This is a genomic window from Micromonospora sp. WMMD987, from assembly GCF_029581435.1.
Taxonomy (GTDB): Bacteria; Actinomycetota; Actinomycetes; order Mycobacteriales; family Micromonosporaceae; genus Micromonospora; species Micromonospora rifamycinica.
Window position 1 is genome coordinate 2,978,616 of record NZ_CP120861.1, and the last position, 26,662, is coordinate 3,005,277.

A 26,662-nucleotide genomic window follows, 5' to 3' on the forward strand; every position below is an offset into this window, starting at 1 on the left:
TAAGGCTGCTCTGTGGGATCGTGGACGCATGCGCGGGGAAAGACCGAACCGGTTGCTGCTGGTCGAGGACGACGACGAACTGGCGGGCTTACTCACCGAGACACTGGTCTACGAGGGGTTCGTCGTCGACCGCGCCGCGGACGGCCAGCGGGGTCTGCACCTCGGGTTGACCCGTACCTACGACGTGCTGGTCATCGACCGCAAGCTGCCGGCGCTGGACGGGCTGGACCTGGTGGCCCGGCTGCGGTCCCGGCGGGTTCCGGCCCGGGCGCTGATGCTCACCGCGCTCGGCACGGTCGGCGACCGGATCGCCGGGCTGGACGCGGGCGCCGACGACTACCTGATGAAGCCGTTCGACCTGGACGAGTTGAGCGCGCGGATCCGGGCGTTGTGCCGACGCACCTCCGAGTCGGCCAACGTCCTGCGCATCGGCGCGGGCCGGCTCGACCTGACCCCCCGCGACGCGGTGCTGCCCGACGGTACCCGGGTGGCGCTGTCGGCCCGTGAGTTCGAGCTGCTGCGCGTGCTGGCGGCCCAGCCCGGCACGGTGCACTCCCGGGCCGAGCTGCGCCGCCGGGTCTTCGACGAGGCCGCCGCCGCGTCGATAGTGGACACCTACGTCTACTACCTTCGACGCAAGCTCGGCCGCGCGGTGATCCGCACCGTGCACGGGCTGGGTTACCGGCTCGGAGGGCTCTGATGGAGTTGGTGGAGCAGGCGATGGTCCGACGGGCCCGACTGCGGATCGGCCTGCTGGTTGGCCTGGCGATCGGGGGCCTGCTGCTGACGGCCGGCGGCATCTCCTACGCCGTCCTGGTCCGCAGCCAGGAGGCCCAGATCCAACGCGAACTGGCCTGGGGCACCAGCCACGCCACCATCGCCGGTCCGCCCGCCTGTAGCTGGATCTTCCAGTACAACGGTCTCACCACCGACACCGGGGTCAACCCGCCGCCGTCGGGCTTCCCGCTGACCGAGGTGCTGACCTCGGTGGCCGCCACCGGCGTCACCGAGGTCGGAGCCGTCACCCGCAACGGCACGACCTACCACGTGCGCACCGAGTCCCGCAGCGACGGGATGGTCGTCCAGGCGGTGTTCGACGCGCGTTTCCAGTTGTCCGACCGCCGGCACCTGCTGCTCGCGTTCACCCTCGCCGCGACGGTCGGGCTGCTGGTGGCCGTGCTGACCGGCGCGCTCGTCGGGCGGCGGGCCGTCGCACCGCTCGCCGAGGCGCTCACCCGCCAGCGTCGGTTCATCGCCGACGCCAGCCACGAGCTGCGCACCCCGATCGCCCAGGTGCACATCCGTGCCCAGGTGATGGCCCGGCGGGCGCGTACCGGCGGGAGCGCCGCCAACCTGGAGGATCTGGACCGGCTGATCGGCGGCACCCGCCGGCTCGGCGAGATCGTCGACGACCTGCTGCTCTCTGCCCAGCTCGCCGCCGCTCCCGCCGACCGGCGGACGGATCCGCCGGTCGACCTCACCGTGCTGGTCGGGGCGGCGGTCGCCGCCGAGACCGAACGCGCCGCGGAACGCCGTATCGCCCTGGCCGTGGACATGCCCACCGAGCCCCTCCCGGTGCCGGGGGTGGAGTCGGCGCTGCGCCGGGTCGCCGGGGAGCTGCTCGCCAACGCGCTCGCCCACACGCCTCCCGGCGGCCGGATCGACGTGTCGTTGCGGGCGGCGGGCGACTACGCCGAGTTCGTGGTCGCCGACACCGGGGACGGGTTCGACCAGGCGGACGCGCGCCGCATCTTCGACCGCTTCCACCGCGGCGCGGGTGCCGGGGAGCACCGCTTCGGACTGGGGCTGGCCCTGCTCCAGGAGGTCGTGACGAGTCACCGGGGCACCATCGAGGCGCAGGGGCGTCCGCACCAGGGCGCGGTGTTCACCGTGCGGCTGCCCGCGACCCGGCCGTCCCCTCCGACGGAGCGGGTCTCGGGGATCCGCCGGCTGCGGGCCCGGCAGCTCGTGGGACGGTGAGTCGGGCGACGCGCCGGCAGTGGCGCTGCGGGCCGACACCGTCGCGCGCGTACCGTCCCAGGGAAGAAATTGTGGCCGGCGATGTCGAGAACGGGGCGGCGGCGTCGTCCCCGGGGTGAACGCGGCCGCAACGGCTGCCGCACCGGCACCGAGGAGAATTCTGATGGCGAAGTACCTGCTGCTCAAGCACTACCGGGGGGCTCCGGCCGCGGTCAACGACGTACCGATGGACCGGTGGACGCCCGAGGAGATCGCGGCGCACGTGCGGTACATGAACGACTTCGCGGCGCGGCTGGAGGGCACCGGGGAGTTCGTCGACGCCCAGGCGCTCGCCCCCGAGGGGACGTTCGTCCGGTACGACGGCGAGGGGCGTCCGCCGGTCACCGACGGCCCGTTCGCCGAGACCAAGGACCTCGTCGCCGGCTGGATGGTGATCGACGTGGACAGCTACCAGCGCGCCGTCGAGCTGGCCGGGGAGCTGTCGGCCGCTCCGGGGGCGGGTGGGAAGCCGATCCACGAGTGGCTCGAGCTGCGCCCGTTCCTCACCGAGCCGCCGACGATCACCGAGTGACCTGATGGACGCCGACCTGCTGCGCCGCCTCACCCCGGAGGTGCTCGGAGCGCTGGTCCGCCGGGGCGCCGACTTCGCGGCGGCCGAGGACGCCGTGCAGGACGCGCTGGTGCGGGCGGTCGGGGTCTGGCCTGTCGATCCGCCCCGCGACCTCAAGGGTTGGCTGGTCACCGTGGCCTGGCACCGGTTCCTCGACGCGACCCGGGCGGACACCGCCCGCCGTCGGCGGGAGGACCTCGTCGTCGAGGAACCGGCGCCGGGCCCCGTGTCCGGGGCGGACGACACGCTCCAGCTCTACTTCCTGTGCGCCCATCCCTCGCTGACCCCGTCGTCGGCGGTCGCGCTGACCCTGCGTGCCGTGGGCGGGCTGACCACCCGCCAGATCGCCCAGGCGTACCTGGTGCCGGAGGCGACCATGGCGCAGCGGATCAGCCGGGCCAGACGCACCGTGTCCGGCGTACGGTTCGACCAGCCGGGCGACGTCGCCACCGTGCTGCGGGTGCTGTACCTGGTCTTCAACGAGGGCTACTCCGGCGACGTCGACCTCGCCGCCGAGGCGATCCGGCTCACCAGGCAGCTCGCGGCGGTGATCGACCACCCCGAGGTGGCCGGGCTGCTCGCCCTGATGCTGCTGCACCATGCCCGGCGGGCCGCCCGGACCGCGCCCGACGGCAGCCTGGTGCCGCTCGCCGCGCAGGACCGCACCCGGTGGGACACCGTCGCGATCGCCGAGGGGGTGCGGATCCTCCAGACGGCCCTCGCCCGGGACCGGTTGGGCGAGTTCCAGGCCCAGGCCGCCATCGCGGCGCTGCATGCCGACGCGCCCGCCGCCGGGGAGACCGACTGGGTGCAGATCGTCGAGTGGTACGACGAGTTGGCGCGGCTGACCGACAGCCCGGTGGTCCGGCTCAACCGCGCGGTGGCGGTCGGCGAGGCCGACGGGGCGCACGCCGGTCTGGCCGCCCTCGCGGTGCTGGACCCGGCGTTGCCCCGGTATGCCGCGGCGGCGGCCTACCTGCACGAGCGCGCCGGTGACCTGGCCACGGCGGCCCGGTTGTACGCCGAGGCGGCCCGGTTGGCCGGCAACCTCGCCGAACGTGATCACCTGGTCCGCCAGGCCGCCCGGCTCAACGCCGCGACGGGGCCGGGATGACCGACCGGGCGAAGCGGGCGGAACCGGGGTAGGCGGCCGCCCCCCGTCCGGCCCCGGTCCGACGTCCGGCGTGAGTCAGATTGCGAGATGCCGTCTCTGTTGACGGTGCGGCGAGGGTTGGCTAGCCTGGGGCGATCATCGCCAGCCGCAGGAGAACGCCATGATCCGAGTTCCGCAAGGTTCTGGATTGCTGGTGCGCGGCTACGAGGAGCCGTTGCGGGTACACCCGCCGCGGGAGGGCATGCGCCCCGGGACCGCCGCCGGGGATCCGCAGACCCCGTTCTGACGGGCAGGACCGCCGTCCCCCGTGCGGGACACGGCGGTCGCCCACGTCGTTGATCAGCCCGGTAGCGGTACGCCCGCCCCGGGACATTGACCCGTTTCCCGCAGAACCGACCCTCGGAGCGCACCATCATGACCACTGCAATCGATCTCGCCCCCATCTCCGGCCCGTCCGCCTGGCGCGGTGACGAGTTGCGTACCTCGACCGAATGGGTCTACCAGCTCAGCGACGCCGAGCGCGCCGAGCTGGAGACCGTCGGCCGCCGGTTCGTCGCCGACGACCCCGACCTGCGTACGGTGACCGCCGCCGACTACCCGCTGCCGGCCTGCGCCGGGCTGAACGAGGAGTGCGCCCGCCAGCTCGACTCCGGCCGCGGCTTCATCCTGGTCCGGGGTCTGCGCACGGAGGAGTACGGCGACACCCTCGCCGGGGCGATCTTCTTCCTGATGGGGCTGCACCTCGGTGTGCCGATGGGGCAGAACCAGATGGGTGACGTGCTCGACCACGTCATCGCCACCTCCAACAAGACCCTCGACGACCCGTCGGCCCTGCCGTCGCGGGTCCGCGACCGGCTGCCGTTCCACTCCGACAGCTCCGACGTGGTGGCGCTGATGTGCCTGCGGGCGGCCAAGGCCGGCGGGGCGAGCAGCCTGGTCAGCGGCACCACCATCTACAACGAGATCCTGCGCCGCCGGCCGGACCTCGCGCCGCTGCTGTTCGAGTCGTGGCACTGGGACTGGCACCGGCAGGACCCGGACGCCCCGGCCCGCACCTACACCTCGCCGATCTGCAGCTACGTCGACGGCATCTTCAGCACCTACGCCGGCAGCTCGATGATCTTCTCGGCGCAGGACTACCCGGAGGTGCCCCGGCTCACCGACGCGCAGATCGAGCTGCTGCACCTCTACGACGAGGTGTCCCAGTCCGCCGGCCTGGCGCTGGACATGGACTTCCAGCCCGGCGACGTGCAGTGGCTGCTGAACTACGCCGCCCTGCACTCGCGTACCGGCTACGTCGACTTCCCGGAGCCGGAGCGCCGTCGGCACCTGCTGCGGCTGTGGCTCAAGCGCGACGTCGGCCGTCCGCTGGTCGACGGGTTCGGCAAGCACGTGGTGACCGAGCGGGGCAGCGAGATCGCGCCGGGCGGCCGGTTCCGCATCGCCGAGGCGGTCGAGCCCAACTTCGAGTGGGGCAACTGACCCACCGGCCCCTCGTCAGGACGGCCCGCAGCGCCCCAGAGTCGTGGCGCGGCGGGCCGTCCGCGTAGGTCCGGCGGATCACCCTCCGGTGCTGCGCGGCCGGGTGGCGCTCAGGACCGGGCGTCGGTGTCCGGTGCGGCCCGGCGGGTGGCGCCGGACCGGGCCACCCGGCCGTGGACAGCCCGGGCCACCCGGCCGTGGACAGCGCCTGCCACCCGGCCGTGGACAGCCCGACGGGCCGGCCCCGAGGGGTCGGCCCGTCCGGGTCAGGGCGTTACAGGTCGAGCACCAGCCGCTCGGAGCGGCACCGTCCCACGCAGATCATCATGCTCCGGCCGGCGTCGCGTTCCTCGTCGGTCAGCAGCGAGTCGCGGTGCTCCGGCGTACCGGCCAGCACCCGGGTCTCGCACGCGCCGCAGTAGCCCTTCTCGCAGTCGTAGGTCAGGCCGGGCACCACCTCGCGCAGCACGTCGATCATGCGGCGGTCCCGGGGAACCCGCAGGGTCGCCCCGGTCCGGGCCAGGTGGACCTCGAACTCGGTGTTCGTCGCCGGGTCGAACGCGACCTCCAGGTCGTCCCCGGCGGTGAACCGTTCGACGTGCAGCCGTTCCGACCGGCCGATCGCGGCGCAGACCCGCTCCAACGCGTCGATCATGCCGGTCGGCCCGCAGCAGTAGACGGCGGTGTCCGGCCCGGCGGTGTCCAACAGCGCCCCCAGGTCGGGCAGGCCGGCCTCGTCCTGCGGCAGCAGGGTCACCCGGTCCCCGGCGAGCGCCGTCACCTCGTCGACGAAGGCCATCGAGGCGCGGGTACGGCCGCCGTACACCAGCCGGAACGGCACGCCCCGACGGTCGGCCTCGCGGGCCATCGCCAGGATCGGGGTGATCCCGATGCCACCGGCGAGGAAGAGGTAACCGGGGGCGTCGACGAGCGGGAAGTGGTTGCGCGGGCCGCGCACCGAGAGGGTGACGCCCGCGCGGGCGAGCGCGTGCAGCTCCACCGAACCGCCCCGGCCGGCGGGCTCGCGCAGGGCCGCGATCCGGTACTGCCGGGTGTCGGCCGGGTCGCCGCACAGCGAGTACTGCCGGACCCGCCCGGACGGCAGCCGCACCTCCAGGTGTGCGCCGGGTGCCCAGGACGGCAGTTCCGCGCCGGTCGGGTCGGCCAGGCGTACCTCGAGCACCTCGTCGGTGGCGGTGGTGGTGGCCAGCATGACCAGTTCCCGGTCGCCGGTCAGGCCGGCGGTGGGCCGGGCCCCCGCCGCGTCGGCGTCGCGGCGGGGGCCCGGAGTGAAGACGGCCGGGATGGCGTCCCAACCGCTCTGGTTGCCCCGGGTGGGGTAGGCGACGAGCCCCTCCTCGACGACCTGGAAGTCGGGCAGCCGGGTGAGCACCTGCGTGATCATCTCGCGGAACATCAACCGGGCCAGGTGCGCGCCCGCGCAGCGGTGGCTGCCGATGCCGAAGCTCAGGTGCCGGGCGGCGTCGCGGTCCAACCGGAGCTGCTCCGGGTCGGGGAAGACCACCGGATCGTGGTTCGCCGCGACCCAGGGGATCAGCACCCGCTCACCGGCGGTCACCGGGCAGCCGCCGACCTCGGTGTCGGTGCGCACGGTACGGGCCATCGACTGCGACGGGGCGAACACCCGGAGGAACTCGTCGGTCGCGGTGAGCAGCAGGTCGGGGGAGTCGATCAGACGTTGCCGGTCCTCCGGGTGCCGGCTCAGGTGCACCAGGGTGGAGCCGGTCAGCGAGGTGGTGGTGTCCACCCCGCCCGCGATCAGCAGCCCGATGACCGACACCAGTTCGTCGGCGTCGAACAGTTCCCCGTCCGCCCGGCGCTGGGCGGCCAGGTAGCTCACCGCGTCGCCGGTCGGCGCGGCCCGCCGCTCGACGATCAGCTCCCGGATCCGCTGGTCGAGGTAGGCCAGGCCGGCGGCCCCACGGGCGGCGCGTTCGCTGCCGGGCAGGGCGGCGAAGATGTCGTGGATCGGGCCGGCGAGCTTGGCCCAGTCGGATTCGGGGAAGCCCAGCCAGTCGAGGGTGACGGCGGCCGGCAGCGGGTTGGTCAGGTCGCGGACGAAGTCCACCGACCCCTCGGCGATGAACGCGTCCACCACCCGGGTGGTGTGCCGGGCGACCATCGGGGCCAGCTCGGCCACCGCGTCCTGGGTGAGCAGCGGGTTGATCAGGTCGCGGTAGCCGGTCGCGGCGGGCGGGTCCAGCTCGATCGGGTACTGCTCCAGGCCGGGGCCCCGGGGGATGACGATGGCGGTGCCGTCACCGCCGGCGGTGGCGCGGGCGGAGGAGAAGGTGTCGTCGTCGCGGGCGATCCGGACCACGTCGGCGTACCGGGTGGTGTAGACGAAACCGCCGTGCGCGTCGGTCCGGCCGACCGGGCAGGTCTGGCGGAACTCGCGGTAGTAGCCCACCGGGTCGGTGTTGCACTCGGCCGAGTGGTGGTCGAAGGGCGCGGGCCGGTCCTCGGTCGCGGTCTGCGCGGCGGCCGGTGCGGTGCGCTGCTGTTCGGTCATCGGGACGTGCTCCACAGGTGCGGGACGCTGCGCGGTGTTGCCCAGCCGCGCCACTGGGTGTGGGTCTGACGCCAAGGGTAATGTCGCTCACATTGCGAGACAACGTTTCACGATAAGATGCATCGCCGTCAATGGCGGCCGGACGGGCCGGCGGGTGCCGCCGGGCCGGGGCGACGTCGGACCGCCGCCGCGGTGGACCGGCCGGCCGGTCAGAGGGTCAGTACGGCCTTGCCGACCTCGCCGGACCGTAGCGCCGCCACCGCCTCGTTGATCTGCTCGAACGGGAACCGGGTGATCAGGCGGTCCACCGGGAAGTTGCCGGCGGCGTGCAGGTCCAGCAGCTTCGGCAGGAAGACCTGCGGGAGGCTGCTGCCGCCGATGATGCCGGTGATGCTGCGGCCGTTGAGCACGCTGCGCCACTCGAAGCTCATCTGCTCGCTCGGGCCGATCCCGACCACGCCGCACCGGCCGAGCGGGCCGAGCGACTCGACCGCGAGGCGCAGCACGTCCTCCCGCCCGGTGGTGTCGATCGCGACGTCGAAGCCGTGCGGGGCGATCGCGGTCAGCAGTTCGCGCGGGTCTCCGTCGGTGGAGTTCACCCCGTGGGTCGCACCGAGCAGCCGGGCGGTGTCGAGCTTGCCGGCGTTGACGTCGACCGCCGCGACCACGGCGCAGCCGGCCGTCCGTGCGGCGAGGATCGCCGCCACGCCGACCGCGCCGGCGCCGAAGACGACGAGCGAGGACCCGACCTCCGGGCGCAGCACGTTGAGCACCGCGCCGGCCCCGGTGCCGAAGCCGCAGCCGAACGGGCCGACCACGCCGAGGTCGATCTCCTTGCTGATCGGCACCACCGCGCGGGCCGGGGCGACCACGTGGGTGGCGAACGACGACTGGCCCAGGAAGTGGCCGTTGACCGGCTGCCCGTCGCGGGAGAGCGCCGTGCTGCCGTCGGGTCGCCGGCCGGTGAAGTTGACCGCGTCGAACTGCCGGCAGTAGGCGGGGTTTCCGCCCCGGCAGAGCGGGCAGTCGCCGCAGGAGGTGAAGCTCATCGCGACGTGGTCGCCCGGGGAGACGCCGGTGACCCGCGCGCCGACCTGCTCGACCACCCCGCTGCCCTCGTGGCCGAGCACCGCGGGGGTGGGGAAGAAGTTGGCGAACTCCAGGTCGGTGGCGCAGATCCCGACGCTGTGCACCCGGACCAGCACCTCGTCCGGCCCCGGGTCGGCGAGGTCGATCTGCTGGAGGGTGAACGGCCCTCCCGCGTTCTCCAGCACCGCCGCTGTGATCCGCACGCGCCCTCCCTAGTGACTCACAAAGCGAGATTGCATCTTGACATGTGAAACGTGAAGGGTCAAGGATTCGCACATGGCTGACCTGGACATTCCCACCGCCCGCCAGCTCATCGACGGCGACTGGACCGCCGCCGCCGACGGTGGCGAGCTGCCGGTGCTCGATCCCGCCACCCGGGAGACCATCCAGTCGGTGGCCCGTGCCCGCGCGGTCGACGTCGACCGCGCCGTCGCCGCCGCCCGTCGGGCCGCGCCCGGCTGGGCGGCCACCTCGCCCAGCGAGCGCGGCGCGATCCTGTCGCGCTGGGCCGCGCTGATCGGCGAGCACGTCGAACAGCTCGCCGTGCACGAGGCGCGTGACGTGGGCAAACCCCGTTCCGGTGGGCGGCTCAACATGTACATCACCCAGGGCATCGTCGACTACTTCGCCGGGGCCGCCGACAAGCTCACCGGGGTCACCCTGCCCACCCGTACGCCGGACTACTTCGGCTACACCCGGCCCGAGCCGTACGGCGTCTGCGCGGTGATCATCCCGTGGAACGTGCCGGCCGTGCTCACCGCGGCCAACGTCGCCCCGGCGCTGGCCGCCGGCAACACGGTGGTGCTCAAGCCGTCCGAGGTCGCGCCCCTGTCCCCGTTCGCGCTGGCCGAGCTGGCCCGGCGGGCCGGGTTGCCGGCGGGCGTGCTCAACGTGGTCACCGGGCTCGGCCCCGAGGCCGGGGTGGCGCTGACCGGGCACCCCGACATCGATCACATCAGCTTCGTCGGCTCGACGGTGACCGGGCGGGCCGTCATGCGGGCCGCCGCGCAGCACCTCGTCCCGGTCAAGCTGGAGCTGGGTGGCAAGTCCCCGAACGTGGTCTTCGCCGACGCCGACCTGGACGTGGCGGTCCCGGCGATCATCGCCTCGATCACCGAGAACGCCGGGCAGAACTGCTACGCCGGCTCCCGGCTGCTGGTCGAGGAGTCGATCCGGGCGCAGGTGGTGGAGCGGGTCGCCGCCGGGATGGCGGCCATCCGGACCGGCCCCTGGGACCAGGACCTGGACATGGGGCCGCTGGTCAGCCAGGCCCAGTACGAGCGGGTCCGGGGTTTCCTGGCCGAGGCCCCGGGCGCCGGCGCCCGGCTGGTCACCGGCGGTGAGCCGGCCACCGCCGCGTTCGACGACGGCTGGTACGTCGCCCCGACGGTCTTCGACCAGGTCGACTCCGACATGCGGCTGGCCCGGGAGGAGGTCTTCGGGCCGGTGCTGGCGGTGCAGGGTTTCCGGGGCGTCGACGAGGCGGTGGCGCTGATGAACGGCACCGACTTCGGGCTGCTGGCCTGCATCTGGACCAGCGACGTGTCCCGGGCGCTGCGGGTGGCCGGGCAGGCCCGGGCCGGGCAGGTGGCGGTGAACCAGTTCCACGACGCCGGGGTGATCGGCTTCCCGTTCAACATGCAGAAGGAGAGCGGCTTCAGTCGGGGCGGCGGCTATGCGGCGCTGCGCGAGTACACCCAGGAGAAGGCCGTCGCGGTCCGGCTGCTCGACCGACCGTCGGCGTGAGCCGACCGGGTGAGCTGGCGGCGGCGCGACCACGGCTGGCCGTCGCCGCCGCGCCGTCGCCGGCCGCGTTCGCCCAGTGGCTCGCGGAACTCGCGTTCGGTGGTGCCGGCTGGCCCGAGCTGCTGGCCGCCGTGGCCGAACGCACCGGAGCGGCCTGCCGGCTGGTGGCCGAGACGGGGGAGTTGCTCGCCGCCAGCGACGGTCGGGGCGGTCCCCGACGGGACGCCGCGCCGGACGACGTACGCCGGGCGCTGGCCGCCGGTCGGGCCGGTGGCGTGGGGGCGTCGCCGGTCCGCTGTGCCGACGGGTGGACCGGTCGGGCGGTGGCGGTCGGTGCGGGGCACCGGCGGCTCGGCGCGCTGCTGCTGGCCGAGCCGGTCTCGGCCGGGCAGCTGGCGCTGGCGGTGGCCGCGACCACCGCGTTGCTGATCGAGGCGGTCCGGCACGAGTCGCCGCCCCCCGCCGTCCGGGACGCCGCGACGGTGCTGCGGGTGCTGCGCGACGGTCTCGGGGAGGCCGCCGGGTCGCCCGCGCCGACCGTGGCCGGAGCCGGCCCGGCCCGGGCGGCCGAGACCCAGCTGCTGCGGGCGGGCGAGGCGGAGCTGCTCCGGGCAGCCGCGGCGTACGGCTGGCGGCTGGACCAGCCGCACGCGGTGGCCGGGATCGCGTACACCGGGGAGCAGCCGCGCCGCTGGGCGTCCGCGCTGAGCTGGCTGGACCGGCCGATGCTGGCCGAGGGCCGACGGGCCTGGACCCTCCTGCACGGCGACGTGGACCGGGAGGTGACCCGGTTGCGGGTCCGGCTGGACCAGATCGTCGGGGCCGGTCAGGTACGCGTGGTCGCCGGGGCGCCGGTGACCGGGCCGGCCCGGACGACGGACTCCTTCCGGGACGCCGACCGGCTGCTGCGGCTGCTGCTGCGCGCACCGGACGGGCGGCCGGAGCTGCCGTTCGGGCAGGCCGGACTGGCGCAGGTCCTGCTGGCCGTGCCGGACGAGCGGCTGCGCTGGTTCGTGCACCGGCACCTGGGGCCGATCGCGCACCGGGACGACCTGCTGCGCACCCTGGACTGCTGGTTGGCGACCGGGGGCAGCCGGCAGGCGGTCAGCGAACGGCTGCACCTGCACCGCAACTCGGTGGGTTACCGGGTGGGCCTGATCAAGCGGTTGCTGGGGGTCGACCCGCTCGATCCGCAGACGGTCGCGGTGCTGCGTACGGCGCTGGCTGCCCGGGAGCTGCTGGCCGCGTCCGAGGCCGGTTGATCCCCTGCTGGGCGGCCTGTGAACGGCCTGGACGACCGGCTTCGTTAACCGTTCCGCCTCTTTTGCGGCAAGCCGTTGACACGCCGCCGCCCCGCAGGCAGAGTACGTCGCTAAGCAGCGAGAATCACAATGCAAGACGCCATATTGACTGGTAGAGCATGGGGGAGGTTGCGATGCGCGCGATGGTCCAGACCGGTTTCGGGGGCCCCGAGGTGCTGCGCCTGCGCCACCTGCCCGACCCCGAGCCCGGCGCGACCGACGTGGTCGTCCGGGTGCACACCGCCGCCCTCAACCGCCTCGACCTGCTCCAGCGGCGGACCGCCCTGCTCCCCGGCTTCGCCCTGCCCCACGTCGGCGGCATGGACGTCGCCGGGCAGGTCACCGCCGTCGGGCCGCAGGTCACCACGGTACGCCCCGGCGACCGGGTGCTGATCGACCCGACGATCGGCTGCGGAGCCTGTGCCACCTGCAAGAACGGTCAACCGGGCTACTGCCCGACACTGGCCGTGGTCGGCGGCAACCGGCCCGGCGGGTTCGCCGAGTACGTCACCGTCCCGGCCACCGTGGCGCACCGGGTGCCCGCCCACGTCGACCTCGCCGACGCCGCCGCGCTGCCCACCGCCTGGAGCCTCGGCTGGCACGCCGTGCACCGCGTCGGCGCGGTCCGCCCCGGCGAGTGGGTGCTGGTGCAGGCCGCCACGAGCGCGGTCAGCATCGCCGCCATCCAGCTCGCCCACCGGGCCGGTGCCCGGGTGCTCGCGGTGGCGCGTACCGAAGCCAAGCGGGCGGTCGCCGCGGACCTCGGCGCGGACGTGCTCGACCTCGACGACCGGACCGTCGAGCAGGTGCGCGAGCGCACCGACGGGCACGGCGTCGACCTGGTCGTCGACCACGTCGGCAGCGCCACCTGGGCCACCTCGCTGGCCAGCCTGCGTACCGGCGGCCGGATCGTGCTGCTCGGCAACACCACCGGCGACCAGGTCAGCTTCTCGCTCTCCGACGTCTACCGGCGCGGGCTGCGGCTGCTCGGGGCGGGGGCGTACTCCCCGGCCGACTTCGCCGACATGCTCGACGCCTTCTTCGCCGGTGGCCTGCGGGTGGTCCGGGGAGCGGAGTACCCGCTGGCCGAGCTGGCGCAGGCGTACGCCCGGCAGGAGTCCGGCGACCTCATCGGCAAGATCCTCGTCCGGCCATGACCACCGTCCCGACGGCGGGCACCGCCGACCCCCGCCCGGCCGACCTGCTGGTCGTCGACGCCGACATCGTCACCATGGCGGCCGACCGGGCGGTCGTGGCCGGCGGCACGATCGCCGTGGTCGACGGCCGGATCGCCGCCATCGGCCCGGCAGCGGCCCTGCGCGCGGCGTACCCGGGCAGCCCGGAACTCGACGCCACCGGCTGCCTCGTCGTCCCCGGCCTGGTCAACGCCCACCAGCACACCACCGCCGACCCGCTGGTCCGCAGCAGCATCGCCGACGACGTGCCGGCCCAGCAGGCGATCTTCGACTGGATCGTGCCGCTGCACGGCGCGGTCACCGGCGACGACGACGAGCTGTCGGCCACCCTCACCGCCGTCGAGTCGCTCAGCTACGGGGTCACCACCCTGCTGGAACCCGGCACGGTGGCGCACCCGCTGCGGGTCGCCCGGGGGCTGCGCGCCGCCGGCATCCGGGGCCGGGTCGGCGGCTGGGGCTGGGACGCCCCCGGCGTGCCGTACGCCATGCCGGCCGCCGACACCCTCGCCGCGCAGGAAGAGACCGTCGCCGCCCTGGCCGGCGACCCGCTGGTCACCGGCTGGGTCACCCTGGTCGGGCACGACCTGGTCAGCGACGAGCTGTTCACCGGCGCGGCGGAGCTGGCCGACCGGCTCGACGTGGGAATGACCTGGCACCTGTCGCCCGGCCCGGAGGACGCCGCCGCCTACGCCGCCGCCGGCCGGTCCCGGCCGGTGCGGCACCTGCGTGACCTCGGGGTGCTCGGCCCCCGGCTGCTGCTCGGCCACGCGGTGTGGCTCGACGACGCCGAGGTCGACGCGCTCGTCGAGACCGGCACCGCCGTCGCCTCCTGCCCGGGGGCCTACCTGCGGCTCGGGCAGGGCTTCAGCCGGGCCGGCCGGCACACCGCGCTGCGCCGGACCGGTGGCCGGCTCGCGCTGGGCTGCGACTCGCACAACGCCGGGGACACCCCGGACCTGTGGCGGGCCGCCCGACTCTTCGCCGGCCTGGAGCGGGACCGGGGCGTACCCGACCCGCTGCGCGCCGACGAGGTCTTCGCCCTGGCCACCGTCGACGGCGCGGCCGCCGTCGGGCTCGGGGCGCTGACCGGCTCGATCGAGGTCGGCAAGGCCGCCGACCTGGTGCTCCTGGACACCCGGACCATCCCCTGGATCCCCCGCGGTGACCTGCCCACCCAGCTCGTCTGGGGCGCGGCCGGGCACACCGTCAGAGACGTCCTGGTCGACGGCCGGCTGGTGGTCCGCGACGGGCGGATCACCACCGTGGACGTCGACGCCCTGCGCGAGGAGGCCGCCCAGCGTCGGGCCGCCCTGCTGCGCCGGGCCGGCATCGACATCCCCCCTCGCTGGCCCACCGTGCCAGCGACCGAGTACTCCGCGCGCCGGTCCGTGCCGGGCCGCGCGCCGACCCCACGTGAAGGGACAGCACCATGACAATGAGGATTGGGCGGGGTCCGGCGGCGTTGCTCGCCGGGGCGCTGGGATTCGCCCTGGTCGGTTGCGCCAGCAACGACGCGACCGCACCGTCGGCGGGCGGATCGGCCAGCAACGGTACGGCCCCCGCCGGGCAGCCCGACGCCAACGGTGACGGCAAGGTCGTCATCGGGGTGCTCAGCCCCGGCGACATCAACGACAACGGCTACTACGAGAGCTTCGTCGTCGGTGCCGAGAAGTTCGCCACCGAGAAGGGCTGGCAGGTCATCAAGCGCGGCAACGTGCCGCCGACCGAGGCGCTCAGCGCCGCCCGCGCACTGTGCCAGCAGGGCGTGGACATGGTCGCGCTCGGAGCCTCCGAGCTGAAGGACGCCATCCCGGCCTCCGAGGAGCCGGTCTGCGCCAAGACCTCCTGGTACGTGCCGTCGTCGGAGAACATCCCGCAGACGCCCCGGGTCACCCTGTCCAGCGACGACCCCAACCAGAGCATGCTCGCCGCCGGGTACGCCACCGGCCTGGTCATGCAGCAGAAGAACGCCACCAAGGCCGGCTTCGTCACCGGCATGGAGGCCGACTTCTCGGTCAACGCCGCCAAGGCGTACAAGGCGGGCATCCGGATGGTGGTGCCGGACGCGACCCTGGTGACCACCTACACCGGTGACTTCAACGACTCGGCGAAGGCCCGGGAGGCCGTCCAGGCGCAGATCAGCCAGGGCGTCAAGGTCGTCTACCCGTACCTGGGCGGGGCCACCGACGCCGCCGCCAAGCTGGCCAACACCGGCGGCGCGCTCACCCTGACCCCGGGCACCGACCGGTGCGACTCGACCGACCCGCGCTTCGACATCTCGGTCATCTTCGATCCGGGCGCGTACTTCGCCGCCGCGCTGGAGCTGTTCGCCAAGGGCGAGATGACCCTCGGCACCACCAAGAAGTGGGAGCTGGGCAAGGACCCGTACCCGGCCGTCAAGATCTGCAAGGCGACCCCGGAGCAGACCCAGAAGATGGACGCCTTCGTGGCTGACGTGGCCAGCGGCAAGACCGACACCGCCGCGACGGTCGCCAAGCTCGGCTCCTGACCCCCGCTGCCCGACGACCAACGAGGTGAAACGGACTGTGGACGTTGACGACCAGCTGACGCCGGCTCTCACCCTGCGCGGAGTCAGCAAGCGTTACGGTCCGGTCGTCGCCTGCGACGCCGTGGATCTCGCCGTACGACCCGGCGAGATCCACGGCCTGCTCGGCGAGAACGGGGCCGGAAAGTCGACCCTGATGAAGATCCTGCTCGGGTTGGTGCACCGCGACGCCGGCACCATCACGCGCGGCACCGAACCGGTCGAGATCGACAGTCCGCAGGTCGCCGCCGACCTCGGCCTGGGCATGGTGCACCAGCACTTCAGCCTGATCGAACCGCTCACCGTCTGGGAGAACGTCATCCTCGGCGACACCGGGCGGATCGACCGGGCGGCGGCCTGCGCCCAGGTCGAGGAGGTGTCCCGCCGGTACGGGCTGCCCATCGACCCGAACGTGCGGGTGGACCGGCTCTCGGCCGGGGAACGGCAGCGGGTCGAGCTGATCAAGTGCCTGCGCCGGGATCCGTCCATCCTGATCCTGGACGAGCCGACCTCGGTGCTCACCCAGGCCGAGTCGGCGGAGCTGTTCACCGTGCTGCGCCGGGTGGTGCAGGCGGAACGGCGGGCGGTCATCCTGATCAGCCACAAGCTCGCCGAGATCATGGCGGCCACCGACCGGGTGACCGTGCTGCGGCGCGGCGCGGTGGCGTTCCACGGCGCGACCCGGGACACCACCGCCCAGGAACTCGCCCGGCAGATGGTCGGCCGGGAGGTGTCGTTGCAGACCGAGAGCGCGGCGCTGGGCCTGCTGCCCGTCGAGCGTCCCGAACCGGTCGAGGAGGTCACCGCCACCGGTGCCACCCCGGCGGCCGGCGACCCGGCACCGTCGGAGCAGCCGGCGGCGTTGCGGCTGCGCGAGGTGACCCTGCTCATCGGCGGCCTGCCGGTGCTGGACAAGCTCAGCCTCGACGTCGCCCCCGGCGAGATCGTCGGCCTGTACGGGGTCGAGGGCAACGGCCAGGCCACCGTCGGTGAGCTGCTGTCCGGGCTCCTCGTCCCCGACTCCGGCACCGTCGAACTCGACGGCCGGCCGGTCGACCTGGTCCGCCCCGGCGCGCTGCACACCGCCGGCCTCGGCATCGTGCCCGAGGACCGGCACCACTCCGGCGTGGTGCTGGACATGAGCGTCGCCGAGAACCTGGTGATGAAGTCCCTGGCCGGGGTCACCACCCGGGGGGTGCTCAGCCGGCGACGGATGCACCGGATCGCCCAGCGGCAGATGACCGAGTTCAACATCGTCGCCCCCTCGCCGGACACCCCGCTGCGCAGCCTCTCCGGCGGCAACCAGCAGCGGGTGGTGCTCGCCCGCGAGCTGTCCGCCGGGCCGAAGGCGCTGGTCGCCGCCCAGCCCACCCACGGGCTGGACGTCGGCGCGATCGAAGACATGTACGTGCGGCTGCGGCAGGCCGCCGCGGAAGGGGTGGCGGTGTTGCTGATCTCCACGGAACTGGAGGAGGTGATGGCCCTGGCCAACCGGATCGCGGTGATCTCCTCCGGCCGGATCGTCGGGGTGCTCCCCACCGCCGAGGCCACCGCCGAACGGCTCGGCATGCTGGTCGGCGGGGTGAGTCACTGATGGCCACCCTCGGTATCGACGGCACCGGCCAGCGGCTGCTGCGCCGGCTCAACCCCGGACCCGGCGGCTGGCAGGTCGGCCTCGCCACGGTCGCCACGGTGGGCGTCGCGCTCGGCCTGTCCGCCCTGCTGATCGCGGTCACCGGCGGCTCGCCGACAGCCTCCACCAAGGCGCTCTACCAGGGCAGCATGGCCTCCCCGGCGGCCTGGTCCACCTCCCTGCTGTACGTCGCGCCGCTGCTGCTGGTCGCCGTCGGGGCCTGCGTCAGCGCCCGCTCCGGCTTCTTCAACATCGGCCAGGAGGGGCAGGTGCTGATCGGCGCGCTCGCCGGCGCGTGGGTCGGCCTGCGGCTGGCCGTACCCGGACCGCTGCTGCTGGTCCTGGTGCTGCTCGCCTCGGTGGTCGGTGCCGGCGTCTGGGCCGGGCTCAGCGCGTTGATGTACCGGTTCCGGGGCGTCAACATCGTGGTGAGCACGATGCTGATGACCTTCCTGGCCCAGCAGCTCATCTCGTTCGCGGTGAACACGCCGTGGCTGCTCCAGGAGTCCCGGCTGGGCCGGGGCACGCTGTCCCCGCAGTCCAACCCGGTGCCGGAGAACGCCCGGCTCACCTCCCTCGGCGACTACCCGAACCTCCAGCTCAACGGCGGTCTGGTGCTGGCCGTCGTGGTGGCGGTGGTGCTGGCGCTGGTGATGGCCCGTACCCGCTGGGGTTTCCGGTTGAAGATGGTCGGTCTCAACCCGGCGGCGGCCCGGCACGCCGGCGTGCGGGTCGGCGCCCTCGGCGGCATCGCCCTGGCGATCTCCGGGGCGCTGGCCGGTCTGGCCGGGGCGCTGCTGCTGACCAGCCCGGTCGGCACCAACCGGTTGCAGCCGGGGATGTCGCTCAACATCGGCTGGGACGGCCTGCTGGTCGCCCTGGTCGCCCGGAACAATCCGCTGCTCGCCATCCCGGTGGCGGTGCTGTTCGGCGTGCTGCGGGCCGGCGGCAGCTTCCTGGCCGCCACCGGTGTGCCGTCGTTCCTGGTCGACGTGGTCAAGGCGCTGCTGGTGCTGGCGTTCGTCGCACCCCCGGTGGTGATCGGCATGCTGCGCCGACGTCGCCTGGCCGACCAGCCGGCGGCCCCCACCGCCACCCCGCCGACGCCGACCGCTCCGACGGCTGTTCCGGCGCCGACGGCCCCGGCCGACGGCTCGGCCCCGGCCGGATCGACGGCCCCGGTGCCCGGCCCCCGGAGCACCGCGCCGCCACCGGCGGACCCCGGCGACGCCGGGACCGCCAGCGACAAGGACGCCATGGAAGGCAGGTTGGCATGAGCGCCGCCGACAACATCGCCACCATCCTCTCCAGCGGGGCCCGGCTCACCGTGCCGCTGGCCTTCGCCGCCTGCGGGGAGTACGTCGCCCAGCGCGCCGGCACCCTGAACATCTCCGTCGAGGCGATGATGCTCGGCGCGGCGTTCGGGTCGATCGCGGTCGCCAGCGCCACCGGCAGCGCCACCGTCGGCCTGGTGGCCGGGGCGCTGGTCGGCGTGGCGGTGGCGTTCGTGCACGGCATCCTGTCGCACCGGGTGCAGATCAACACGTTCGTCGTCGGCCTGGTGCTCAACGCCCTGGTGCTCGGCCTGACCAGCTACCTGATCACGGTGAGCACCTTCACCGGCCACCAGGTCTGGCAGGTCGACATCCCGGTGCTGCGGGACATCCCGATCGTCGGCCCGATGCTGTTCGTCCAACGCTGGCCGGTGTACCTGCTGCTGGCGGTGGTCCCGCTGACTTGGTGGCTGGTGGAACGCAGCCGGTGGGGGCTGGAACTGCGGGCGGTGGGGGAGAACCCGCAGGCCGCCGACGTCAGCGGGATCGAGGTCAACAAGCGACGGCGGCAGGCACTGCTCTGGTGCGGGCTGCTCGCCGGGCTCGGCGGGGCGTACCTGGCCGTGGGCGAGGTCGGATCGTTCAACCAGAACATGACCGCCGGCCGGGGCTACCTGGTCATCGCTGCGGTCATCTTCGGGGCCTGGCGGCTCGGCCGGACCCTGATCGGCTGCGTCGTGTTCGGCCTGGCCGACGCGATGCGGCTGGCGCTGCCGGCGTTGGGGGTCACCATGAACTCGCAGCTGCTGATCGCCGCGCCCTACCTGCTGGCGCTGCTGGCGATGCTGGTGTTCGCCACCTCGCACCGCGAGCCCCGGGCACTGGCCCAACCCTTCCAACGCGGCACCACCTGACCGGAAGCTCCGGTCCGCCACGACGGCGCGGCGGCCACCCCCGGCCCGGGGGGTGGCCGCCGCGCCGTCGGTGGTCGTGGGTCGCAACCGCCCCCGGCGGTCGGGCCGACCGGTCCCGGCGGTCGGGAGAGCCGGCGAGCTCGGACAGGGCGGCGGGTCGGGGTCGGCACCTGCGCGCGGCACACCATGACTTTTTGTCACGACCGGTCGTGACAGCCGGACACTTACCCCGCCCCTCGCGCGGTTGATTGGCTGGTTACGCACCACCGGAGCGATCCGGACGCACCGCCGATCCGAAATGAGAACCCCATGCGTAGACCCGTGCGAGTCGTGCTCACCACCGTCGGTGTCCTGGTCGCCCTGCCAGTGCTCCTGCTCGCGACCACCGCCGTGGTGAACGTCGTGGCGACGAAGTCGGAAGCCTCCTCGATCAGCCGGTACGGGCAACTCGTGCCGGTGGACGGCAGGCGGATGAACGTGGTGGTCGCGGGTAGCGGTGCCGAGACGATCGTGCTCCTGCCCGGCCTCGGCACCGCCGCCCCCGCGCTCGACTTCCAGCCGCTGATCGCGCAGTTGGAGAGCACCTACCGGGTCGTCGCGGTCGAACCGTTCGGCACCGGCCTGAGCGACCCCGCCGACACCGACCGCACCGCCGCGAACATCACCCGGGAGGTGCACGGGGCGCTCCGCCACCTCGGCATCGACCGGTACGTGCTGATGGGCCACTCGATCGCCGGGATCTACGCGCTGACCTACGCCGCCAGCTACGCCGACGAACTCGTCGCCTTCGTCGGCATCGACAGCAGCGTCCCCGACCAACCCGGCTGGGACGACCCGATCCCGACCGGGGTGATCGTCGGCCTCAGCCGGCTGGGCGTCACCCGCGCGCTCGCCGCGATCGCCGACGACCCCTACGCGGGCCTGCCCTACGACGAGCGGACCCGGGAACAGCTGAGGCTGCTCACCGCGCGGAACGCGGCGGCCCCGACGATGGTGAACGAGATGGAGTACGCCTCGGCGAACTTCGCCGCTGTCAGCGGGAAGACCTTCCCCAGGGAGCTGCCGGTGCTGCTGTTCGTCCGCTCAGACGATCATGACGTGCCGGGTTGGGTCGCCCTGCACGAGCGGCAGGCGGCGAGCGTCGAGAACGGCCGGGTCGTCCTCCTGGCGGGCGACCACTACCTGCACCACACCCGGTCGGCGGAGATCGCGCAGCAGACCAGGGCCTTCCTGACGCCGCTGTGGCTACGCTGAGCCGGTGACGGACGCCGGCCAGGGTGCCCCACGGGTGACCGCCGACCTCCGGGCGATGCGCCTGTTCACGGTGTTCTCCCTGGGGCTGGGGATGCTCATCGGCGGCCTGGTGCAGGTGCTGCTCGGCGTGGGCACGGTCACCGGGGCGCGGGCGGTCACCCTCCTGGTCACGACGGTCGCCGCCGTCCTGGTCGGCCTGGCCACGATCCCCCTGCTGCTGCACGGCCCCGACGAGGTGTCGCCCCGCCATCCGCTCGTCCCGGTGCTGCTGGCGTTGTCCGGCGCGGTCTGGGTGCTGGCCGTCGTGCCCCCGTTCGCCGGCTGGGGGTGGGCGTTCACCCTGGCGATGGCGGGCGGGGTGCTCAGTTGCCTGGTCCGGGGCCGGTGGCGGGCGGCGGTGATCCTCGGCTGCTGGGCGGTGATCGGCCTCGGCGGGCTGACCGGCGGGCTGACCCCGTCGCGCGTCGGGCCGCCGCCCGACACGGCCGCCGACGCCATCGTGCTCAGCACCCTCGCGGTGTTCACGCTGCTGCCGCTGAGCGCGGTCTGGGTGCTCCAGGTGGTGCTGCGCCTGGAACACGCCCGCCGGCTCGCGTCCGACCTGGCGGTGGCGCGGGAACGGCTCCGGTTCGCCACCGACCTGCACGACATCCAGGGCCACAACCTCCAGGTGATCGCGTTGAAGAGTGAACTGGCGGAACGCCTGCTGCCCGGCCAGCCCGAGCGGGCCGGCCGGGAGATCGCCGAGATCCGCCGGATCGCACGGGTGGCCCTCGACGACACCCGCGCCGTGGTGAACGACTACCGCACCGTCACCGTCGCGGCGGAGGCGCGCAACGCGGCGGCGGTGCTGCGCTCCGCCGGCATCCGATGCACGGCGCGCATCGGGACACCGGACCTGCCGGTGGCCCTCGGCGCGGTGTTCGCCGTCGCGATCAGGGAGGCGGTGACGAACGTGCTGCGGCACAGCCAAGCGACCGAGGCCACCATCGACCTCGTCCACGTCGCGGCGGAGTACCGGCTGACCGTCACCAACAACGCCGCAGCCGCGCCGCGCCGGGGCGGAACGGGCCTGGCCGGTCTCGTCGGGCGGGTCGCGGCCCAGCGCGGGACGGTCGAGACCACCCGCGAGGGGGACACCTTCACGCTGGTCGTCCGCATTCCCGCGCCGGACACCGACCCGCCCGGAGCACAGGAGCCTGCCTCCCCGAGGAGACGACGGAGGACCCGACGGTGATCCGGATCGTGATCGCCGACGACGAGGAACTCATCCGGGGCGCGCTCGTGGCGCTGCTCTCCCTGGAGGCCGACATCGAGGTCGTCGCGGACGTCGCCGACGGCGAGGCCGCGGTCGCGGCGGCCGTCGCCCACCGCCCCGACCTGACCCTGCTCGACCTTGAGATGCCCGGACTCGACGGGGTCGACGCGGCCCGCCGCCTGCTGCGGCTCGTCCCGACGCGGGTCGTCATCGTCACCCGACACGCCCGACCGGGGACGTTGAAGCGGGCGCTGAGCGCCGGGGTACACGGCTTCGTGCCGAAGTCCACCCCGGCGTCGGAGCTGGCCAGGATCATCCGGTCGGTCGCCGCCGGGGAGCGCTACATCGACGCCCGCCTCGCCGCGTCGGCGCTCACCGAGCAGGAGAGCCCGCTGACGGCCCGGGAGACCGACGTGCTGCGACTGACCCGGGACGGCCTGCCCACCAAGGAGATCGCACGGCAGCTCGGCCTGGCCCACGGCACCGCCCGCAACCACATCTCGTCCGCGATGACCAAACTGGACGTCGATTCGCGTACGGCCGCCGCCACGATCGCCTGGGAACAGGGCTGGATCTGAGCACCCGTCGCCCGATCCCTGCCGGTCCATCGAGACAGGGCGGTGCGATGGCGCTCGGGAAGGGCCGCCATACAATCACGGTAAGGCGGAGCGCCAGGCCGAGACTCCGACACCGGTGTGAGGGAGGGGTCAGGATGTTCGGCAGGATGTTTGGCGCGATGATCGGCAGGATCATCGGTTAGACGAACAACCTCAGCGGTCAGGTGGACCAGCTCAGGCCCGACCTGAGTCGGGAATCGCTGGGGGTCGGGCCTGACTTCCCCGGGATCGCCCCGAACCCGCTGATGAGCAGCGAGGCGCGGAAGCGCAACGCGGAACTGCGTACGGGGGTGCTCGCGCTCGGCGTTCTCGTCGACTGGCGGGAGGTGAACAGCAACCCTCGCGTGGTCCTCATGTTCGACGTGGAGACCGCCGACGGCATCTCGTTCCGCGGTGTCGCAGACGAAGGCCTCACGATCACCGAGCTCACCCGACTCGCCCCGGGGCAGACGTTGCCCGTGCGCTACCGGCCGGCCGTCATGGACCACTACGTCGCCCTTGCCCGGGACGTGGACCCCGCCCGGGTGCGGCAGCTCGCTGACGAGATCGCGCGCCGCAAGCGGACCTGATCCGAAGCCACTGGGCGTTCTTCAGCTGGCTTTGTGCTGGTGGGGGCGGGTTCAGGTGCCCCGACAGATCTTCTCCGCAGCGGACACCTTGTCACGGAGAACGTGGCCAGAACCGAGTTACCGGAGCTGCCAGCGTCTTCCGGAATCGCTGCACCCGGACATGCTGAAGTCGTTGTCGAGGCTGTCCGGCTCTGGGCCAGACTCATGTCCATCCGGGGCCACTTGACGTGGTGAAGTTGCCGCTGGTATGCCCCCGCTGGGCAGCACCAACCCGAGATTTCGTCGCTTCCCTGTTCCTGTTGACCTCACCCCGGTCTACACAGTCACCAGAAGAGGGGTTATGCGGTGGCGGAACGGTCGGTAGCGTTCACGTGACGGCGGCCGGTGGGCCGGTGGGCCGGTGGTGCATCCCGTACTGACGAGGAGGTCGGGGTGGATTCCTTGCCGGAGTTGACGTTCGGGCAGCGGCTAAAGGTCTACCGGGAGCGTTCCGGGAAGACCCGCGCGGTGCTGGGTGGACTGGTCGGCCGCAGCGCCGAGTGGGTCAAGGCGGTGGAGACCGATCGCATCCTGCCGCCACGCATCCACATGTTGGACCGGATCGCGCGTGCCCTCAAGGTCGACGTCTCCGTCCTCGCTGGCGAGCTGGGCAACCGGTCGGCGGTGGTCAACGGTCCCGAGCACCCGGCGCTGGCGTCGGTGCGGGACGCGGTCAACCGCTTCGCGATCCCCCGGGATGCTCCGCCCGAATCGTTGTCCAGCCTCTGTGAGCGGCTTGCGGCGGCGTGGCGGGCGCGTCACCAGGCATCGGACCACCGGACGGTGCTGGGGACGTTGCTGCCCGGGCTGCTGCGGGATGTGCAGCACGCCGCGTTGGCGTACGAGGGCACGGAGCGGCGACAGGCCCAGGCGTTGTTGGCCGAGACACTCGGGGCGGTGCAGATGTTCCTGGCCTACCAGCCCGCCGCCGAGCTGATCTGGCGGGTTGCGGATCGGGCGATGGTGGCGGCACAGGAGTCGGGCGACCCCGAGGCCATCGCCCGCGCGGGGTGGTTCCTGGGGCAGGTGCACCGCGACACCGGCGACTGGGACACCGCGATGGCGGTGACGTTGGACGTGCTGTCGGCTCTGGAGTCCCGGGCGACCGAGGGAGGAGCGGGTCTGCTGGCGTTGTGGGGGGCACTGAACTTCGAGGCCGCGTACACCGCCGCCCGGGCGGGAGAGGAGGGCCGGGCGTGGCGGTACTGGGACCGTGCGGACCGGGCCGCGCAAAGACTGCCGTCGGGCTTCTACCAGCCACAGACGTCGTTCTCCCGGGTCATCATGGGCGCTCATGCGGTGACCGTGGCGGTGGAGTTGCAGAAGTCCGGCGAAGCGGTGCGACAGGCGCGTCGCCACGAGGCGGCGGCGATTCCGTCGAGGCCACGCCGGGCGCGGCATCTGATCGAGGTGGCGCGGGCGCACTACGGAAAGGGCGACAAGGAGGCTGTCGTAGCGAGGCTCCGGCAGGCGTACGAGTCGGCCCCGGAGACGATCCGTTTCAACGGGTACGCCCGACAGATCACCCTGGATCTGCTCGACGGTCCACGGTCCACCCGCGACGAGGCCCGCGACCTCGCGGTGAAGGTCGGCCTCGTCCCGTGAACCGGGGGTAGAAACCCTACCCATTCCTCGTGGTCACCGTACGTAACGTCTTCCGCACGGGATGCGGCGGGCGGTGCGACGTCGCCTGGTCGCCGCGTCCCCCTCAGCACGGGGTCGAACGATGCCCCGTGATCCGGCGCGGCGGGACCTTCCGAGCACACCGTCGCGCCCTTTTCCGAAGGGGACGCAGGTGGATAGCACGGACAGGGGTCGGGGTGGAAGCCGGGGTGAGGAGATCCAGGCGGCGGAGCGGGAGGCGGCGCGGCAGCGGCTTCTCGCGCAGGCCGAGGCGGAGCGGATACCGGTGGAGGAGACGACCCGGGCGCTGCCGGATCGGCGGTGGCGTGGTGGACGGTAGCGAGATGCTGCCGGTGGGGCGGCGGGTGGCGTACTGGCGGGGGCGGCGCAGGTTGTCGCAGCAGGTGTTCGCCGACCGGTTGGGCAAGTCGAAGAGCTGGGTGGACAAGGTGGAGCGGGGTGTCCGCACCCTGGACAAGGTGTCCACCCTCCAGGACATCGCCGGAGTGTTGCGGATCGACACGAGCGTGCTGCTCGGTCGGGACGTCCCGCCGGCCGAGGTTACCGGGCAGGTCGAGGGGGTGGGGCGGGTCCGGGAGGCGCTCTCGACGTACGACGTCGTGGTGGGTCGGCCGACAGCGCCGGGTAAGGCATTGTCGGCGGACCGGCTGGCGCGGGAGGTCAGCCTCGCCTGGTCCACGTTCCAGCACGCCCGGTATCCGCCGCTGACCGGGATGCTCCCGGGCCTGGTGGTCGCCGCGCAGCGGGTCCACGCGGACGATCCCGTGGCGGGGCGGTCGGTGCTGGTGCAGGCGTACCGGCTCACCGCGTCGTTGCTGGTCAAGCTCGGTGAGCTGGATCTGGCGTGGTTGGCCGCCGACCGGGCGATGTCGACCGCTACCGGTGACGCGGTGTTGGTGGCCACCGTCACCGTGCAACTCGGCCAGGTGCTGCGTGCCTCGGGGCGGGCTCGGATGGCCAGGTCGACGGCGCTTGCTGCCGCGTACCGGATAGCCCCGCCCGACCTCGACGACGCGCCGGCTGCGGAGCTGTCGCTGTGCGGGACGCTGGTGGTGCAGGCGGCATTGGCCGCCGCCCGGGACGGCGACGACCACACCACGGCCGAGTTGCTCGACGAGGCCGCCGGCATGGCCGCCCGGGTCGGTGACGGCCATGACCACCACCGGACCGCGTTCGGGCCGGTCGCGGTGGACCTGGCGCGGGTCGCCGCCGCCCTCGACCTGGGCGACGCCGGTACGGCGGTGGTGTGGCACGAGAAGACAGTCGCCCGTGACGGCTGGCGGTGGCTACCCGCCGAACATCGCGCCGCGCACCTGCTCGACGCCGCCCGCGCCTACCTGCACGTCGGCGACCCGGGCAACGCCGCCCGCGCCCTGCTCGCCGCCGAGCGCACCGCCCCCGACGAGGTACGCTACCGGCCCGCCGCCCGTGCGGTCCTCACCCAGGTGGCCCACGACCCACACGCCCCCGCCACGATCGTCCAACTCGCCGCCGCCCTCACGGTGAGTTGAGCATGACCGCGCCGTTCCTGTCCCTGGCCCAGATCCGCAACCGCCTCACCCTCCAGGCCCGCCACGCCCTCCGCGACCACCGCGACAGCCCACATCCCGCTACTCGCGATCCGCTCCCCGCCTCCGCTCCCCGCACCCCGCGCGCTGCCTCCGCAACCCGCACCCCGCGCGCTGCCTCCGCTCCCCGCACCCCACTCCGCGCCGCCACTCCCGGCGACCCACTCACCGCCTCCGACACCCGCTGCCCGCTCTGCGGTGCCGTCGCCGGCCGGCAAGATCGTGCTACTTCCTGGTTGTAGTGGCCTCCGGGCGCAGCGAGGCCACTACAACCATGTTCGAGTGTGATCTTGCGA

Annotated in this window: 23 protein-coding genes; 21 read left to right on the top strand and 2 right to left on the bottom strand. The window is 73.3% G+C overall.

Annotated elements, in window-relative coordinates:
- Positions 1-28: 28 nt before the first annotated feature.
- The 6 genes from O7612_RS12550 (at position 29) to O7612_RS12575 (ending at position 5,186) form a co-directional block, all read left to right on the top strand.
- Complete coding sequence (locus O7612_RS12550) at positions 29-700, top strand: response regulator transcription factor (protein ID WP_282273306.1); 672 nt, start codon at positions 29-31, stop codon at positions 698-700.
- Positions 700-1,980 carry a HAMP domain-containing sensor histidine kinase gene (locus O7612_RS12555; RefSeq protein ID WP_282273308.1) on the top strand — a complete coding sequence of 427 codons (1,281 nt, stop codon included), beginning with the start codon at positions 700-702 and terminating at the stop codon, positions 1,978-1,980. Before O7612_RS12550 ends, O7612_RS12555 begins: the two co-directional genes overlap by 1 nt.
- 163 nt (positions 1,981-2,143) lie before the next feature.
- On the top strand, positions 2,144-2,551 hold the full coding sequence (locus O7612_RS12560) for a YciI family protein (RefSeq protein WP_282273310.1): 408 nt from the start codon (positions 2,144-2,146) through the stop codon (positions 2,549-2,551).
- Between the two features lie 4 nt (positions 2,552-2,555).
- Positions 2,556-3,704 carry a DUF6596 domain-containing protein gene (locus tag O7612_RS12565; RefSeq protein ID WP_282273312.1) on the top strand — a complete coding sequence of 383 codons (1,149 nt, stop codon included), beginning with the start codon at positions 2,556-2,558 and terminating at the stop codon, positions 3,702-3,704.
- Positions 3,705-3,864: 160 nt separating this feature from the next.
- Complete coding sequence (locus O7612_RS12570; RefSeq protein WP_255554102.1) at positions 3,865-3,990, top strand: hypothetical protein; 126 nt, start codon at positions 3,865-3,867, stop codon at positions 3,988-3,990.
- 128 nt (positions 3,991-4,118) lie between these two features.
- A complete protein-coding gene (locus O7612_RS12575) occupies positions 4,119-5,186 on the top strand; it encodes a TauD/TfdA family dioxygenase (protein ID WP_282273314.1) in 1,068 nt (355 codons plus the stop codon).
- A gap of 274 nt (positions 5,187-5,460) precedes the next feature.
- On the opposite strand, the gene O7612_RS12580 is transcribed toward O7612_RS12575, so the two are convergent.
- A complete protein-coding gene (locus O7612_RS12580) occupies positions 5,461-7,719 on the bottom strand; it encodes a cytochrome P450 (RefSeq protein WP_282273316.1) in 2,259 nt (752 codons plus the stop codon).
- A 209-nt stretch (positions 7,720-7,928) separates the two neighbouring features.
- A complete protein-coding gene (locus O7612_RS12585) occupies positions 7,929-9,011 on the bottom strand; it encodes an NAD(P)-dependent alcohol dehydrogenase (RefSeq protein WP_282273317.1) in 1,083 nt (360 codons plus the stop codon).
- A gap of 73 nt (positions 9,012-9,084) precedes the next feature.
- Between O7612_RS12585 and O7612_RS12590 the strand changes: the two genes are divergently transcribed.
- The 15 genes from O7612_RS12590 to O7612_RS12660 all read left to right on the top strand — a co-directional run bounded on the left by O7612_RS12590 (position 9,085) and on the right by O7612_RS12660 (position 26,309).
- Complete coding sequence (locus tag O7612_RS12590) at positions 9,085-10,554, top strand: aldehyde dehydrogenase family protein (protein WP_282273318.1); 1,470 nt, start codon at positions 9,085-9,087, stop codon at positions 10,552-10,554.
- Positions 10,551-11,816, top strand: coding sequence for a helix-turn-helix domain-containing protein (locus tag O7612_RS12595; protein WP_282273320.1), 1,266 nt, complete (start codon positions 10,551-10,553; stop codon positions 11,814-11,816). The genes O7612_RS12590 and O7612_RS12595 overlap by 4 nt, the downstream gene beginning before the upstream one ends.
- Before the next feature lie 173 nt (positions 11,817-11,989).
- Positions 11,990-13,012 (top strand): zinc-binding dehydrogenase, encoded by a 1,023-nt coding sequence (locus tag O7612_RS12600; protein WP_282273322.1) that lies wholly within the window; start codon positions 11,990-11,992, stop codon positions 13,010-13,012.
- Entirely contained in the window at positions 13,009-14,484 is a 1,476-nt protein-coding gene (locus tag O7612_RS12605) for an amidohydrolase family protein (RefSeq protein ID WP_282273325.1), read from the top strand. Before O7612_RS12600 ends, O7612_RS12605 begins: the two co-directional genes overlap by 4 nt.
- Positions 14,481-15,560, top strand: coding sequence for a BMP family ABC transporter substrate-binding protein (locus O7612_RS12610; RefSeq protein WP_282273327.1), 1,080 nt, complete (start codon positions 14,481-14,483; stop codon positions 15,558-15,560). The genes O7612_RS12605 and O7612_RS12610 overlap by 4 nt, the downstream gene beginning before the upstream one ends.
- 37 nt (positions 15,561-15,597) lie before the next feature.
- Positions 15,598-17,190: an ABC transporter ATP-binding protein gene (locus O7612_RS12615; protein ID WP_282273329.1), complete on the top strand. Its 1,593-nt coding sequence runs from the start codon at positions 15,598-15,600 to the stop codon at positions 17,188-17,190.
- The gene (locus tag O7612_RS12620; RefSeq protein ID WP_282273331.1) at positions 17,190-18,506 is read left to right on the top strand and encodes an ABC transporter permease; all 1,317 of its coding nucleotides are present in this window, start codon (positions 17,190-17,192) and stop codon (positions 18,504-18,506) included. Before O7612_RS12615 ends, O7612_RS12620 begins: the two co-directional genes overlap by 1 nt.
- The gene (locus O7612_RS12625) at positions 18,503-19,417 is read left to right on the top strand and encodes an ABC transporter permease (protein WP_282273333.1); all 915 of its coding nucleotides are present in this window, start codon (positions 18,503-18,505) and stop codon (positions 19,415-19,417) included. The genes O7612_RS12620 and O7612_RS12625 overlap by 4 nt, the downstream gene beginning before the upstream one ends.
- Positions 19,418-19,726: 309 nt before the next feature.
- Positions 19,727-20,671, top strand: a complete 945-nt coding sequence (locus O7612_RS12630) for an alpha/beta hydrolase (RefSeq protein ID WP_282273334.1) — start codon at positions 19,727-19,729, stop codon at positions 20,669-20,671.
- 4 nt (positions 20,672-20,675) lie between these two features.
- On the top strand, positions 20,676-21,908 hold the full coding sequence (locus tag O7612_RS12635; protein WP_282273336.1) for a histidine kinase: 1,233 nt from the start codon (positions 20,676-20,678) through the stop codon (positions 21,906-21,908).
- The gene (locus O7612_RS12640; RefSeq protein ID WP_067315145.1) at positions 21,905-22,507 is read left to right on the top strand and encodes a response regulator transcription factor; all 603 of its coding nucleotides are present in this window, start codon (positions 21,905-21,907) and stop codon (positions 22,505-22,507) included. Before O7612_RS12635 ends, O7612_RS12640 begins: the two co-directional genes overlap by 4 nt.
- Before the next feature lie 203 nt (positions 22,508-22,710).
- Positions 22,711-23,115, top strand: coding sequence for a hypothetical protein (locus O7612_RS12645; RefSeq protein ID WP_282273340.1), 405 nt, complete (start codon positions 22,711-22,713; stop codon positions 23,113-23,115).
- Between the two features lie 432 nt (positions 23,116-23,547).
- Positions 23,548-24,759 carry a helix-turn-helix transcriptional regulator gene (locus O7612_RS12650; protein ID WP_282273341.1) on the top strand — a complete coding sequence of 404 codons (1,212 nt, stop codon included), beginning with the start codon at positions 23,548-23,550 and terminating at the stop codon, positions 24,757-24,759.
- A gap of 190 nt (positions 24,760-24,949) precedes the next feature.
- Entirely contained in the window at positions 24,950-25,117 is a 168-nt protein-coding gene (locus O7612_RS12655; RefSeq protein WP_231932694.1) for a hypothetical protein, read from the top strand.
- Positions 25,107-26,309: a helix-turn-helix domain-containing protein gene (locus tag O7612_RS12660; RefSeq protein WP_282273342.1), complete on the top strand. Its 1,203-nt coding sequence runs from the start codon at positions 25,107-25,109 to the stop codon at positions 26,307-26,309. Before O7612_RS12655 ends, O7612_RS12660 begins: the two co-directional genes overlap by 11 nt.
- Positions 26,310-26,662 lie beyond the last annotated feature (353 nt).

Coding starts and splice junctions, on each gene's coding strand:
- O7612_RS12625 (WP_282273333.1), top strand. CDS start 18,503: ATGAGCGCCGCCGACAACATCGCCACCATCCTCTCCAGCGGGGCCCGG.
- O7612_RS12605 (WP_282273325.1), top strand. CDS start 13,009: ATGACCACCGTCCCGACGGCGGGCACCGCCGACCCCCGCCCGGCCGAC.
- O7612_RS12575 (WP_282273314.1), top strand. CDS start 4,119: ATGACCACTGCAATCGATCTCGCCCCCATCTCCGGCCCGTCCGCCTGG.
- O7612_RS12610 (WP_282273327.1), top strand. CDS start 14,481: ATGACAATGAGGATTGGGCGGGGTCCGGCGGCGTTGCTCGCCGGGGCG.
- O7612_RS12550 (WP_282273306.1), top strand. CDS start 29: ATGCGCGGGGAAAGACCGAACCGGTTGCTGCTGGTCGAGGACGACGAC.
- O7612_RS12620 (WP_282273331.1), top strand. CDS start 17,190: ATGGCCACCCTCGGTATCGACGGCACCGGCCAGCGGCTGCTGCGCCGG.
- O7612_RS12600 (WP_282273322.1), top strand. CDS start 11,990: ATGCGCGCGATGGTCCAGACCGGTTTCGGGGGCCCCGAGGTGCTGCGC.
- O7612_RS12570 (WP_255554102.1), top strand. CDS start 3,865: ATGATCCGAGTTCCGCAAGGTTCTGGATTGCTGGTGCGCGGCTACGAG.
- O7612_RS12630 (WP_282273334.1), top strand. CDS start 19,727: ATGCGTAGACCCGTGCGAGTCGTGCTCACCACCGTCGGTGTCCTGGTC.
- O7612_RS12555 (WP_282273308.1), top strand. CDS start 700: ATGGAGTTGGTGGAGCAGGCGATGGTCCGACGGGCCCGACTGCGGATC.
- O7612_RS12560 (WP_282273310.1), top strand. CDS start 2,144: ATGGCGAAGTACCTGCTGCTCAAGCACTACCGGGGGGCTCCGGCCGCG.
- O7612_RS12580 (WP_282273316.1), bottom strand. CDS start 7,719: ATGACCGAACAGCAGCGCACCGCACCGGCCGCCGCGCAGACCGCGACC.
- O7612_RS12565 (WP_282273312.1), top strand. CDS start 2,556: ATGGACGCCGACCTGCTGCGCCGCCTCACCCCGGAGGTGCTCGGAGCG.
- O7612_RS12590 (WP_282273318.1), top strand. CDS start 9,085: ATGGCTGACCTGGACATTCCCACCGCCCGCCAGCTCATCGACGGCGAC.